This is a genomic window from Slackia heliotrinireducens DSM 20476 (assembly GCF_000023885.1).
Taxonomy (GTDB): domain Bacteria; phylum Actinomycetota; class Coriobacteriia; order Coriobacteriales; family Eggerthellaceae; genus Slackia; species Slackia heliotrinireducens.
The window spans coordinates 195,705-207,574 of sequence record NC_013165.1; the positions used below are offsets into that span (position 1 = coordinate 195,705).

Sequence of the window (11,870 nt, forward strand, 5' to 3'; positions counted from 1 at the left end):
AATATGGGGAAGCTATTCATACCGTCGCCTGCCATTTCTTTTGTGGGCAGACATAATTCGGGTAAAACAACGCTTTTGGAGAAGGTCATTGCGGAGCTGGTGAACCGCGGTGTCAACGTGGGCTCTCTCAAGCATCACGGCCATTCCGATTTCGAAATAGACTATCCTGGCAAGGATTCGTACCGCCATCGGGCTGCGGGTTCGCGGGACGTGGTTGTCGTCTCGCCGAAGCGTATGGCCCGTATAACCGAACTGGATGAAGAGCCTGATTGCCTCGACATCCTGAAGACCATGCCAGGCCACGACATTGTTATCGTCGAGGGGTTCCGCCAAAGCGGCCTGGACGTGATCGAGGTCATGCGCGACGGGAACGAACGAGACCATGCGGCAGCAGACGAGTTCTGCGAGCTTGCCACCGTGCGCGGAGGGTCGCCTCATGCGGTGGTTTCCGACATGCCCAGGGTACATGCGGCTGCTGTCAAACACGGCATCCCTTGTTTCGGGCTGGAGGATATAAAGGAGATCGTAGATTTCCTCATGGTATGGTACGTGCGGCCCAAGCTGACCGTTGTGGTCCAGGCGGGCGGTGAGTCCCGTCGGATGGGACAGAGCAAGGCCTGCGTTCCGTTTTTGGGCGAGCCGCTGCTCAAGCGTATCGTCCAGCGCGTTTCTCCTGCGGCAGACGAACTCATCATCACCACGAACGAGCCCGAACGGCTGACGTTCCTCGACGAGGTGGACCTGCCGGTCCGTCCGCGTCTGGTAACCGACTTCTACGATACGCGTGGCGCTCTGCGCGGCGTATATACGGCGCTGCAGGCTGCACAGACGCCTCTGGTGGCCCTTGTCGCCTGCGACATGGTGTTCGCGTCGGCGCCATTGATTGTCGCGGAGGCCCAGGTGGCTCACGAGGAGCGTGTCGAAGCGGTCGTTCCTGTAACCAAATTCGGCTACGAGCCGTTCCATGCGGTGTATCGCCGTGACGAGTGCTTGAAGGCGGCTGCGGCTGCATTGGAGAAAGGCTCGGCATCGGCGACCAGCATGTTCGAATACGTACGCCTGCGCGGTTTCACGAGGGACGAGGTGCGTTCTGCAGTGCCTGCCGGCGGATGCTTCGTGAATGTGAACACGCCCGAAGAGCTGCATCGCGTCGAACAAGGCATCCTCGACGACGGCGACAAATAGAAACATGAAAAAGGCCCGCTCATGCGGGCCTTCGACATGCGGATGGCTTTCTAGTTCTTCTCGAAGATTTCCGCCAGGCGTTTTTCGGCGAACGCCTGGACGTCTGCGCTGAGGGCATCGTAGGCGTCCAACAGCTTAACGGCCTCGTCGGTCAACGTCGAGCCGCGGGCGCCGTCGCGGTTCAGCAGCATGAATCCGAGGCTCTCTTCAGTCTCCTTGATGATGCGCCACGCCTTGCTGTAAGCCATATGCATGTTCTTGGCGGCGCGGTTCAGCGATCCGGTGTTGCGCACGCCGCGGCAGAGAGCTGCAATGCCCGGCCCGTATGCGAAGTTGCCCTTTTCGGTCTGCAGGCTGATCCGAACGTCGGGCGTGATGGTGTTGAATGCGGTCATGACCCACCTCTGTCCTGTCATGCTTTATTACCCCTGCGCACATACTACCTTAAATCGCTATAGTCTTGGTTCGCTAGAAAGCAAAAACAGAAATATCAGCAATACAACGAAGTACGAAACGTGACAAAACGTGACGAAACATGATATACAAATGAGAATATAGATTATTGACAACATATATACACAAGAATAAAATCAAACTAACGTGCTAGGGTTTCTTACGCACGTTCTCTATTGTTGACCATAGGAGGGTATCATGAAGAAATGGAAGGTTGCGCTTGCCAGTACCATGGCGGTTGCGCTTATCGCTGCCTTCGGCCTGTTCGGCTGCTCCGGCGGCACCGAAGAAGCCGAGCAGAGTGCTGAGGAAACGACTGAGGCGACCGAGCCGGCCGCCGAAGAGACTGAAGGCGAAGCCGAAGAAGCCGTCGAGGCCGAGCCTGTCCAGCTGCAGATTTTTGCGGCAAACTCCCTGGAGAAGTGCCTTCCTGAAGTCCAGGCCCTCTACACCGAGCAGAATCCGAACGTCACCTTCGCCGACACCCAGTTCAAGTCTTCCGGCGACCTTGTGAGCCAGCTTTCCGGCGGAGCTACTGCTGACCTGTTCATCTCCGCTTCTTCCGGTAAGATGGACACGGCCGTCGAAGACGGCACCGTTGACGAGGCCACCCGCGTCGACATGTTCCTGAACGACCTGGTCGTGTGTGCCGCCGCCGACAGCGACATCACCATCGCGGGTCTTGAGGACCTGGGCACCGACGCCATCGCCAGCTTCGCCATCGGTGAGCCCAATGCTGTGCCCGCCGGCAAGTACGCCGTTCAGTCCCTCGAGACCGCCGGCCTGTGCACCATCAACACCGACGCCGACGGCGTCATGACCATCGACTGGGACGCCTCCGTTGCCGATAAGGTCAACGCCGGCGCCGACAAGGTGGGCACCGTCGCATCTTACGTGAGCGAAGGCCAGGTCGAACTCGGTTTCGTGTACACCTCGGACATCTACCGCTATGACGGCATCCAGGCCATCTACACCGTTCCTGCCGATGCCCATTCCGCCATCGTGTACCCCGGCGCCGTTTGCACCACGTCCACCAACGCCGAAGTGGCTCAAGATTTCTTGAACTTCTGCCTTACCGATCCCGCTGCCCAGGCGATCTTCGCCGAGTACGGCTTCGAGCTGGCCGCATAACCTCTATCGGTTTTGGTCGATACGGATACGTACTGAAAAAGGCGTCGGCTGCGATATGCGCGGCCGACGCCTTCTGTAATGGGATACAATGCCTGAAGGCACAGCAAGGCCACAGGGGGGACTCATGGATCGACGCATACGAATACTGATGATCGCATGCGCATGTGCGTTCGCATGCGTCTTTGGTGCCGGTGCGGCCTTTGCAGACGATGCGACGGCGGTCGACGGACAGGGCAACGCCTTGGAATCGTCCGATGCGGCTGCCGATGCCGACGGGACGGTCGCCGTCTCCGACGGGACGGTCGCCGTCTCCGAAGAGACCGATGCGGGCATTCTGGATACCTGCGATTTCGGGATGAGCAGCTTCAAGCGTCTGGCTCGCGGCACCAACCGCGGCGTCGACGACGTGTATTACGGGTACCGCTTCACCATGGCTGGACAGAATGCCTTCGCCGCAGTGGTCACAGATGCGTACATGATCGTGTACATTCCCGAAGATGTCCTTACTGAACTGGGCAAAGACATACATGATCCCGAGTTCCAAACGGATTTTCTCAGTACGTTGACGGCGCTGGACAAAGCCGCATCCAAGGGCGGTCAGCCCCTTGCCAAGATGTCGTCGACCACGTATTTCACGACGTCTGACACGGTTGTCGTGGGCGAATACACCTACCGCTTCGGCATCGAGATCGAAGAGGGTTACTATTACGCCACCTGCACGTTGGAAGGCTCCGAGGACGGATCCGGCGGCGCGCTGTTCTTCGATACGGGCATCCTGGGCGCGGCCGATTCCACCGTGGTTAAAGAGAAGGCCACGGGATTCGCGGCGCTGGTGCAGTTCTTCCAGAAGCTGGACTGGTCGCCGCTGTGGGTGTCGTTGCGCACCACCGGCGTGGCCATCGTCGTCATCTTCCTGCTGGGTCTTCTGGCCGCTTGGGGAACCGTCCGTATGGACGACCGTTTCAAGGGCGTTGTGGACACGGTGTTCACCATCCCCATGGTGCTGCCGCCGACGGTGTGCGGCTTTCTGTTGCTGCTGCTGTTCGGAACCTCTACCCCTGTTGGGCGCTGGTTTATCGCGCACGGTCTGGACCTGGTGTTCACCTGGCCTGCAGCCGTTATAGCTTGCATCGTGGTGGGCTTCCCCATGATGTATCGCACGGCCCGCGGTGCCTTCGAGAACCTGGATGCGGCCATGCTGGACGCCGCCCGCACCCTGGGTTGGAGCGAAACGAAGATCTTCTCGCGGCTCATGCTGCCCTTGGCCTGGCCCTCCATCGCGGCCGGCACCGTGCTCGCCTTCGCTCGCGCGATGGGCGAATTCGGGTGCACGCTGTTCTTCGCAGGCAATTACGCGGGCGTCACGCAAACCATACCCATCGCCATCTACTTCGACTGGATGGGCGGCAAAACCGATGTGGCCATCTTCTGGGTCATCGTTGTCATCCTGATTTCGTTTTTGGTGATCCTGTTCATCAATATCTACTCTTCGCGCACGCAGCGCTTCAAGCGCAAGGAGGTGACGGACGATGAGCCTGCACATTGATATCAAGAAGAAGCTTGCGCAGTTCACGTTGGAGGTGGCCTTCGACGCCGAAGCCGAGACCATCGGTTTTTTAGGTGCCAGCGGCTGCGGTAAATCCATGACGCTGCGCTGCATCGCAGGTGTCGAAACACCTGATGAGGGTGTCATCGTAGTGAACGGCAAAACGTATTACGACTCGTCTGCCCGCATCAACCTGTCAGCCCAGAAGCGCAAGACGGCGCTGCTGTTCCAGAACTTTCAGCTGTTCCCTAACCTGACGGTGGAGAAGAACATCGCCGCCGGCATCGACCGGTCCGTGTCCGCCGCCGACCGCAAGGCCATGATCGAACAACAGCTGGAGCGGTTCTCCTTGGAAGGCATGGGCAAGCGCTACCCGTTCAATCTGTCCGGCGGCCAGCAGCAGCGCGTGGCGTTGGCCCGCATGCTTGCAGCGCAGCCCGACATCCTTATGCTGGACGAGCCCTTCTCGGCGTTGGATTCGCACCTCAAAAGCGAGCTCGAGCAGAACCTGTTGGGCCTATTCGAAAGCTACGAGGGAACCATCCTCTACGTCAGCCACGACATCGACGAGGCGTTCCGTTTCTGCGATCGCATTGCCGTGGTTGAAGACGGCCACATCAACGAGCTCTCGCCAAAGCAGGATATCGTCGACCGCCCGCAGTCCTTGGCGACCATCAAACTGTCGGGGTGCAAGAACACGACGCAGGCCCAGAAGGTCGACGACCACATGGTGCATCTGCCCGTGTGGGGCATCGACGTTATGTGCGATAGCGTCGTGCCTGATGACGTCAAGTATTTCGGGGTGCGCGCCTTCATGTTGCAGCGGGTTGACGGACCCGGCCCGAACACGTACCGCGTGCGGGCCGACCGCGTGAGCGACTCCCGGTTCGAGCGCACGGTGATGGTCACGTTCTTGGACGGGTGCGGCGCGAACGTTTCGCTGGAGGAGGCGTCCCGCGAAGAGACAGGCCAGTTCTCCCGTACGCACATGCAGTGGAAAGTCGACAAGCTGGCTATGGACGGCAATTCCATTCCCGACCGCGGCGACGAGTTTTACATTCGGATACCGACTGAAAAAACGTATGTGACAACTCGTTAAGAGTGAGGTAGCATAGTACCCCAACAAGAATAATAGGACGCTGCAACGGAAACGCGAGATTTCCGTTGCGCGCCTTGAAATAGTCGGGAGGGTACACGTGAAGGATTCGCACGGGCGAGTCATAGACTACCTGCGGATATCGCTGACGGATCGCTGCAACCTGCGGTGCCGCTACTGCATGCCCGAAGAGGGCGTGTCCGCACTTTCCCACGAAGACATTCTGTCGCTGGAAGAAATCGAGCGCATCATCCGCGTGGCTGCGGGCATGGGCATTTCCCGCTTACGCTTGACCGGAGGCGAGCCGCTGGTGCGCAAAGGCATCGCAGGTCTGATCAAGGAGGCCATGCGCACGCCAGGCATCGAGAGCGTTGCGTTGACCACCAACGGCATCTTGCTGCCGAAGATGGCCGCCGAGCTGAAGGAGGCAGGGCTTTCCCGCGTGAACATCTCCTTGGACACGCTGGACGAAGAGCAGTTCCACTACATCACCCGCAGAGGGCATGTGGCCGACGTCATGGCGGGTATTGACGCTGCCCTGGAGGCCGGCTTCAATCCGGTGAAGATCAACGCCGTGGTGGTGCGCAGCCTCAACCAGGACCTGTACGAATTTGCCCGCATGTCGGTGGACCGTCCGCTGCACATGCGTTTCATCGAGTACATGCCGGTGGGCGAAAGCGCCGGCTACGACGGCACCGGCTGGGGGCCGCAGGACGTGGTGTCCTGTGACGAGGTGATGGAGACCATCAACGCGCGCTGCCGCGAAGAGGGCATTCCCGAGCTGAAGCCGGCGTCCAAGCACACGCCGACGGGCTGGGGTCCCGCCCGCTACTACGAGTTCGAAGGGGCCAAGGGAACCGTCGGGTTCATTTCTCCCTTGTCGCGCCACTTCTGCAGCGAGTGCAACCGCCTGCGCATGACGGCCGACGGCAAGATTCGCCCATGCCTGTTCAGCGACGAGGAGCTGGATGTTCGTGCAGCCGTTCGCGAAGGGACCGACGAGGATATCCGCAACGTGTTCCTGGCGGCTTTGGGCATGAAGCCCGACGAGCACCACGACAAGATCGGCACCGAACGCAAGATGAGCCAAATTGGAGGCTAACATGGCAGAGCAGCAGCTGACCCATATCGACGAGAACGGCGACGTGCGCATGGTGGACGTGTCCGACAAGGACATCACCAAGCGCGTGGCGGTCGCCGAAGGTTTTATCGCCATGCAGCCGGAGACCCTGGAGCTCATCACCAGCGGCCATGCCGCCAAGGGCGACGTGCTGGCCTGCGCCCGCGTGGCCGGCGTGATGGCCGCCAAGAAGACGAGCGACCTCATTCCCATGTGCCACCCGCTGCCCATCACCAAGGCCAAAGTGGATTGCACGCCCGTGCGCGAAGGGGAGCGCGAAGACGGCCTGGTCGGTATCCATGTGACCACCACCTGCGGCGTTACCGGCAAGACCGGCATCGAGATGGAGGCCCTGACCGCCGCCAGCATCGCATGCTTGACGGTGTACGACATGTGCAAGGCCGTGGACCGCGGCATGGAGATCATGGACGTGCGTCTGCTGAAGAAGGACGGCGGCAAGACCGGGTTGTGGGAGAGGAAGTAATCCGTCTCCTGCGGGCACGAGGGCGGTCGCCCTCGTGCTCAAACAGTCCTGAGCTCGCGCGAACAGCCCACCGGGCTGTTCGGCTCGTGCGGAACTGCGCGCGAAGGCGCCGCCCTCGTGCGCCGGCGTCTTTCCCGGCTGCAGCGTCATACAGAGGCGTCCGATATGCCGCAATGCGGCGTCCTATGAAAGAAAACGGGGCATCGACCTTGAACTGCACCCCGGAACTTGGACTCAAGAATAAAAGTTCGAGTTCCGGAGGTGCAGTATCTTTATGGGCAGACACGACGTAGAAGTTCGCAAGAAAGCGACCGAGCTGATCGATTCGGGGTATGGCAAGATTGCCCTTGCCAGGGAGCTTGCAATATCGGTCAGCATCGCCGAACATTGGATCCACGCATACAAGGCCATCGGCAAGGAGGTCTTTCTAGGCATGGGGTCCAAGCATAGAACCTACGATCAGGAAACGAAGCTGGCGGCGGTCCTCGACTTCCTCGAGGGAGGGCTGACGAAGCAGGAGGCCATGGCCAAGCACGCGATAGCAAGCCTGACCGCCTTCGAGCGCTGGGTAAAAGCGTACCGGGAGGGCGGCCCCGAGGCTCTCGCGCCCAAGCCCAAGGGGCGCCCGCGCAAGTCCGACGGCGAGGCGGGCCTGCCCCCGACCCGCGAGCGGGAGCTCGAGGCGGAGAACCGGAGGCTCAGGGCCGAGGTGGCGTACCTAAAAAAATTGAGAGCCCTGGAGGCGGCAAAGCGAGCGCCTGGGAGAAATGCCAGGTGATCAGGGAGCTTTCAGGGCAAGGGCATGCGCTCAAGGACCTCCTGGCCGCGTCGGGCGTCCCGGCGTCGACCTACCACTACAACAAGCTGAGGCCTGCGAAGCCGCCCACGAGGCCGGAGCTCTGGGGCAAGGCCGTCGAGATCTTCTCCCGCTCGCCCAACGGCTGCGGCCACCGTCAGATAGCGATGTGCCTGCGCGCCGAGGAGGGGGCCGTCATCGCCGACAAGACGGTGCTCAAGATGATGCGCGAGATCGGCATCAGGTGCGGCATACGCCGCGAGACCGACTACCATAAGTACAACTCCTACAGAGGCGTCGTGGGCAAGACCTTCGAGAACGTGCTGGGGCGCGACTTCTCGGCGGACGGTCCGTGGCAGAAGCTGGGGACGGACGTGACCGAGTTCAAGCAAGGCTGGGGGAAGGCGTACTTCGCGCCCGTCTACGACTTCGGGAGCAAGGAGATAGCCGCCTGGTCGATATCGCGGCATCCGGACCTGGCGCAGCAGGATGAGATGCTCGACATGCTTATCCCGAAGATGCCCGAGGGCGCGCATCCGATCATGCAATCGGACATGGGATGGCAGTACCAGCACGACAGATATTGCGGGAGGCTCGAGAAGGCGGGTATCGTGCAGAGCATGTCGAGGAAGGGCAACTGCATCGACAACGGCGCGACAGAGCAGGTGTTCGGTCACGTCAAGGACGAGTTCTTCCGAGGAAGAGAATTCCCCGACTTCGACACGTTCAAGAGGGAGCTGGAGGATTATATCGCCTACTGGAACACCCAGAGGAGACAGGTTAAGCTAAAGGGACTGACTCCGGAGGAGTTCCGGAACCAGTCCCTGGTGGCTTAGCCCATTATTTATCACGTCCAAGTTTTGGGACGCAGTTCACCTTGAACTGCGTCGATGCCCCGTTCGGTGCGTATGGCGAAGGGATCAGTGGCCGCCACCGGCCATCATGCTGACGGCGTGGGCCAAGGCGCCCTCGATGCCGGCCCAGTTCTCGCGGGCGGCTTTCTCGCTGCCGGGCAGGTTGATGACGAGCGTCCTGCCTCGCTGGGCGGCGATTGCGCGGGACAGCATGGCACGGTTCGTGAACTGCATGCTGTAGGCGCGCATGGCCTCGGCAATGCCGGGGACCTCGCGGTCGCATACGTCGCGGGTGGCCTCGGGGGTCACGTCGCGCAGCGACAATCCGCTTCCGCCGCAGGTCAGAACGATGTCGACTTCGTCCATGTCGGCCAGACGGGCAATTTCCGCAGCGATGACCGGGCGATCGTCGGTCACGACGACGCGCTCGATGCAGCTCCAGCCCTTGGCGGCGATGAGCTCCTCCAGAGCAGCGCCTGCGGTGTCTTCTTTCTTCGAGCGGGTGTCGGAGCAGGTGATGATGGCGAAAACCGGCTTGGGGTCTTCGTGATGGTGGTGATGGTGCTCGGTCATTACAGGACTACCTCCTCGGGAACGTCAAGCAGGATGCATTCGATAAGGTCGCCAGTGGCAATGGGTTCGAAGCCTTCGGGCATGATGGCGACGCAGTTGCTCTTTTGGATGACTCCGAACAATCCGGAACTCTGGTTGCTTGCGGGCGTCACCGTCAGCTGGCCGTCGTCGCCGCGGGTCAGCGTGGCGCGCAGGAAGATGCGCCGCGAGTCCTTCTTCTTGCGGCCTTGGGAAATGTGTGCCCACACATGCGGGTGCTCGAAGGCGCTGTAGCCCTGCATGGCGCGCAGGCCCTTGCGGATGATCAGCTGGAAACCCATGTAGGCGGCCGCGGGGTTGCCGGGCAGTCCGAAGACGGGCACGCCTTCGACAAGGCCGAAGGTCTGGGCTTTGCCGGGACGCATGTTCACCGTGGTCATGAGCAGCTCGCCCAGCTCTTCGACGACCGGCTTGATGAAATCATAGTCGCCGTTGGAAGCGCCGCCGGTGGTGATGACGAAGTCGTGGTCGGCAACTGCCTTGGTGACAGCGGCGGACAGGGCCTCCAGCGTGTCGGGCACGATGGGGTGCATGTCGGCGATGCCTCCGGCGTTGCGGACGCACGCGGCTATGGCGTAGCCGTTGGAATTGCGAATGTGGCCTGGGCCGGGGATGGCGGGCGGCTCCACCAGCTCGCTGCCGATGGGGATGATGGCCACGCGCGGCCGGCGGTAGACAGGCACTTCAAGCACGCCGCAGCTGGCCAGAAAGCCGACGCCCGCATCGCCGATGCGTTCTCCCGCAGACACGACCACTTCGCCTGCCTTGGCTTCCTCGCCGGTCTCGCGGATATTGGCGCGTTCCTTGGGGCAGCTGCTGAAACTGACGCGGCTGCCGGTTTTGCCGTCACCGGATACAATGCCTACGACCTCGTACTTCTCGACGGCGTCGGCATCGGCGGGCAGGGCGGCGCCGGTCATGATGCGCACGCATTGGCCGTGCCCGATAGCGCCTTCGAACACTCCGCCGGCAGGCACTTCGGCGATGACGTCCAGCTCAACGGGGTTTTCGTCGCTGGCTTCCAGCAGGTCTTCGCGATGCATGGCGAACCCGTCCATGGCGGCGTGGGCGAAGGGGCTCACGTTCATATCGCTGGCCAGGTCGACGGCGGCTACGCGGCCCATGGCGTCGAGCAGCGGGACGGTTTCGGTATCGAGCTTCGCCACGCGTGACAGGATGAGCTCCTGTGCCTGCTCGAGCGAGATCATATCGGTGGGTGCGGTCATTGGTTTCCTTTCCTGAACAGGAGATTGTATGTCTACATCGGTTTAAGATCGGTGTCCCAGGCTATGAAGGCCCAAGACAGCGTTCGGAGCATGTCGAGACACAGCAGTCCTTCGGGGACGCCCTTGGCGTCGGGCTCGCCGGCTGCGGGGTTGTCCACCAGGTGCTCGTCGATCAGGGTTCGCAGGCGCTCATGGGCGCGCTGGCGCTCGACCAGGGGCAGGTTGGGGTATGCGTGGTCGATCATGTCCACATAGCGCTCGAAGCATTCCTCAACCGTGTCGAAGGTGTCCTTGCGGGAGGAATGGATGTATTCCACCGTGGGCTCGTAGCCTTTCGTGCCCAGGATGCCGATGGCGTATAAGTAATCATAGGTGCTGGTAGAAGGCAGGCCGAGCATACGCATAAGGTTCGGGTCGACCCGCGGGGAGCACCCCGTCGTAAGCGTGATGCAACACCGGCGGCGAGCCACCCTGGTAATCTTGCCGAGGGCCTCTTCGAGGTTGAACACGGAGATGGATCGAGATGCTATGGCCACGTCAACGGCGTTTTCGTACACGCCGAACTGCGTCCAGTCGTCGTCCCAGGACATATGCATGGGCTCGATGCTGGTCACGTTGTGGAGCTGCATGTTCTCGCGGAGCTTGTCCAGCATGCCCTCGCTGAAGTCGGCCGCGATGACCGAATGTCCCCGGGCTGCTAGCTTACAGGCGATGGTGCCGGTTCCGCATCCGATGTCGAAAACCGTTTCACCAGGCAGAATGCGTGCCTTGGCGATAAACTCGTCCGCATAGGCGCTTTGTCGGTCGGTATTTTCGTACGTGGAGGAGCGCTTCGACCAGAAATCAGCGTCGCCGGGCTTGGTTCGCGCGAGCTGCATGGCCTCCCATTCGGCCTCGAAGTCAATCATGTACGCCCTCCTATGGTTCCTGTTTGACTATAATACCGCAGTTTGAATGTTTGCAAAGGCTTACGCTTAAGTTAACCGGCAGCGACTCGATAACCTAGGAATATAATGCTCCTACCTACATATATAGATAGGTCCTACCCCCTAAGGACCGCTCACGAGGAGGCGCTATGAAGAACCACAAGTATTGGGCCATTGCGGCCTGCATCTGCATGTTTATGGCCATGTACACCGGCTACAAGCACAAGTAACAGCAAGCGAGCGGGGCGGAAGGCCCCGTTTCTTATACGGGTTGTTCTTCTCGGGGCGAAGGATGCTCCGTTCGTTTCGGCGACGGATATGCGGCCGTTTCGCGTTCTATGCACGTTTCGAGCCGCGCCTCCGTGTCGAGTGCGGCGGGAAAGGTGCGCCGTTATGCAGTTCGGTGGCCTGCAAAATGATGCCTTCGCGCAGTTTTTCAGG

General features: G+C 60.8%; 13 protein-coding genes. 9 read left to right on the forward strand and 4 right to left on the reverse strand.

The annotated features are described in order from the left end of the window. Nucleotides 1-3 precede the first annotated feature (3 nt). Nucleotides 4-1,185, forward strand: a complete 1,182-nt coding sequence (mobB, locus tag SHEL_RS00785) for a molybdopterin-guanine dinucleotide biosynthesis protein B (RefSeq protein WP_050749493.1) — start codon at nt 4-6, stop codon at nt 1,183-1,185. A gap of 50 nt (nt 1,186-1,235) precedes the next feature. Here mobB and SHEL_RS00790 read toward each other — a convergent pair whose 3' ends face one another. Further along, nucleotides 1,236-1,601, reverse strand: coding sequence for a winged helix-turn-helix domain-containing protein (locus tag SHEL_RS00790; RefSeq protein WP_254303248.1), 366 nt, complete (start codon nt 1,599-1,601; stop codon nt 1,236-1,238). 235 nt (nt 1,602-1,836) lie between these two features. Between SHEL_RS00790 and modA the strand changes: the two genes are divergently transcribed. From modA to SHEL_RS00825, 7 genes are all read left to right on the forward strand, one after another. After that, entirely contained in the window at nt 1,837-2,769 is a 933-nt protein-coding gene (modA, locus tag SHEL_RS00795; protein WP_012797342.1) for a molybdate ABC transporter substrate-binding protein, read from the forward strand. Between the two features lie 124 nt (nt 2,770-2,893). Beyond that, nucleotides 2,894-4,315, forward strand: a complete 1,422-nt coding sequence (gene modB / locus SHEL_RS00800) for a molybdate ABC transporter permease subunit (RefSeq protein WP_041422430.1) — start codon at nt 2,894-2,896, stop codon at nt 4,313-4,315. Next, on the forward strand, nt 4,299-5,414 hold the full coding sequence (locus SHEL_RS00805) for a sulfate/molybdate ABC transporter ATP-binding protein (RefSeq protein ID WP_012797344.1): 1,116 nt from the start codon (nt 4,299-4,301) through the stop codon (nt 5,412-5,414). The genes modB and SHEL_RS00805 overlap by 17 nt, the downstream gene beginning before the upstream one ends. A gap of 97 nt (nt 5,415-5,511) precedes the next feature. Beyond that, a complete protein-coding gene (gene moaA / locus SHEL_RS00810; RefSeq protein ID WP_012797345.1) occupies nt 5,512-6,513 on the forward strand; it encodes a GTP 3',8-cyclase MoaA in 1,002 nt (333 codons plus the stop codon). A 1-nt stretch (nt 6,514) separates the two neighbouring features. Continuing rightward, complete coding sequence (gene moaC, locus SHEL_RS00815) at nt 6,515-7,015, forward strand: cyclic pyranopterin monophosphate synthase MoaC (protein WP_012797346.1); 501 nt, start codon at nt 6,515-6,517, stop codon at nt 7,013-7,015. A 274-nt stretch (nt 7,016-7,289) separates the two neighbouring features. Continuing rightward, a complete protein-coding gene (locus tag SHEL_RS00820) occupies nt 7,290-7,793 on the forward strand; it encodes a helix-turn-helix domain-containing protein (protein ID WP_012797347.1) in 504 nt (167 codons plus the stop codon). Further along, complete coding sequence (locus tag SHEL_RS00825) at nt 7,790-8,647, forward strand: IS3 family transposase (protein ID WP_012797348.1); 858 nt, start codon at nt 7,790-7,792, stop codon at nt 8,645-8,647. The genes SHEL_RS00820 and SHEL_RS00825 overlap by 4 nt, the downstream gene beginning before the upstream one ends. 84 nt (nt 8,648-8,731) lie before the next feature. Here the strand turns inward: SHEL_RS00825 and SHEL_RS00830 are convergent, their stop codons facing one another. The 3 genes from SHEL_RS00830 to SHEL_RS00840 are packed head-to-tail and all read right to left on the reverse strand — an operon-like array spanning nt 8,732 to nt 11,411. After that, nucleotides 8,732-9,238: a MogA/MoaB family molybdenum cofactor biosynthesis protein gene (locus SHEL_RS00830; RefSeq protein ID WP_012797349.1), complete on the reverse strand. Its 507-nt coding sequence runs from the start codon at nt 9,236-9,238 to the stop codon at nt 8,732-8,734. Beyond that, complete coding sequence (locus SHEL_RS00835; protein WP_012797350.1) at nt 9,238-10,503, reverse strand: molybdopterin molybdotransferase MoeA; 1,266 nt, start codon at nt 10,501-10,503, stop codon at nt 9,238-9,240. The genes SHEL_RS00830 and SHEL_RS00835 overlap by 1 nt, the downstream gene beginning before the upstream one ends. A 32-nt stretch (nt 10,504-10,535) precedes the next feature. Beyond that, complete coding sequence (locus tag SHEL_RS00840) at nt 10,536-11,411, reverse strand: class I SAM-dependent methyltransferase (RefSeq protein WP_012797351.1); 876 nt, start codon at nt 11,409-11,411, stop codon at nt 10,536-10,538. Between the two features lie 167 nt (nt 11,412-11,578). On the opposite strand from SHEL_RS00840, the gene SHEL_RS15800 reads away from it, so the two are divergent. Then, complete coding sequence (locus SHEL_RS15800) at nt 11,579-11,659, forward strand: DUF6219 family protein (protein WP_350454845.1); 81 nt, start codon at nt 11,579-11,581, stop codon at nt 11,657-11,659. The last annotated feature ends 211 nt before the right edge of the window (nt 11,660-11,870 follow it).

What these genes read in the sequence shown, in the direction of transcription:
- SHEL_RS15800 (WP_350454845.1), top strand. Translation starts at nt 11,579, where the DNA reads ATGAAGAACCACAAGTATTGGGCCATTGCGGCCTGCATCTGCATGTTT.
- modA (WP_012797342.1), top strand. Translation starts at nt 1,837, where the DNA reads ATGAAGAAATGGAAGGTTGCGCTTGCCAGTACCATGGCGGTTGCGCTT.
- SHEL_RS00830 (WP_012797349.1), bottom strand. Translation starts at nt 9,238, where the DNA reads ATGACCGAGCACCATCACCACCATCACGAAGACCCCAAGCCGGTTTTC.
- SHEL_RS00820 (WP_012797347.1), top strand. Translation starts at nt 7,290, where the DNA reads ATGGGCAGACACGACGTAGAAGTTCGCAAGAAAGCGACCGAGCTGATC.
- moaC (WP_012797346.1), top strand. Translation starts at nt 6,515, where the DNA reads ATGGCAGAGCAGCAGCTGACCCATATCGACGAGAACGGCGACGTGCGC.
- modB (WP_041422430.1), top strand. Translation starts at nt 2,894, where the DNA reads ATGGATCGACGCATACGAATACTGATGATCGCATGCGCATGTGCGTTC.
- SHEL_RS00805 (WP_012797344.1), top strand. Translation starts at nt 4,299, where the DNA reads ATGAGCCTGCACATTGATATCAAGAAGAAGCTTGCGCAGTTCACGTTG.
- SHEL_RS00835 (WP_012797350.1), bottom strand. Translation starts at nt 10,503, where the DNA reads ATGACCGCACCCACCGATATGATCTCGCTCGAGCAGGCACAGGAGCTC.
- mobB (WP_050749493.1), top strand. Translation starts at nt 4, where the DNA reads ATGGGGAAGCTATTCATACCGTCGCCTGCCATTTCTTTTGTGGGCAGA.
- SHEL_RS00840 (WP_012797351.1), bottom strand. Translation starts at nt 11,411, where the DNA reads ATGATTGACTTCGAGGCCGAATGGGAGGCCATGCAGCTCGCGCGAACC.
- SHEL_RS00790 (WP_254303248.1), bottom strand. Translation starts at nt 1,601, where the DNA reads ATGACAGGACAGAGGTGGGTCATGACCGCATTCAACACCATCACGCCC.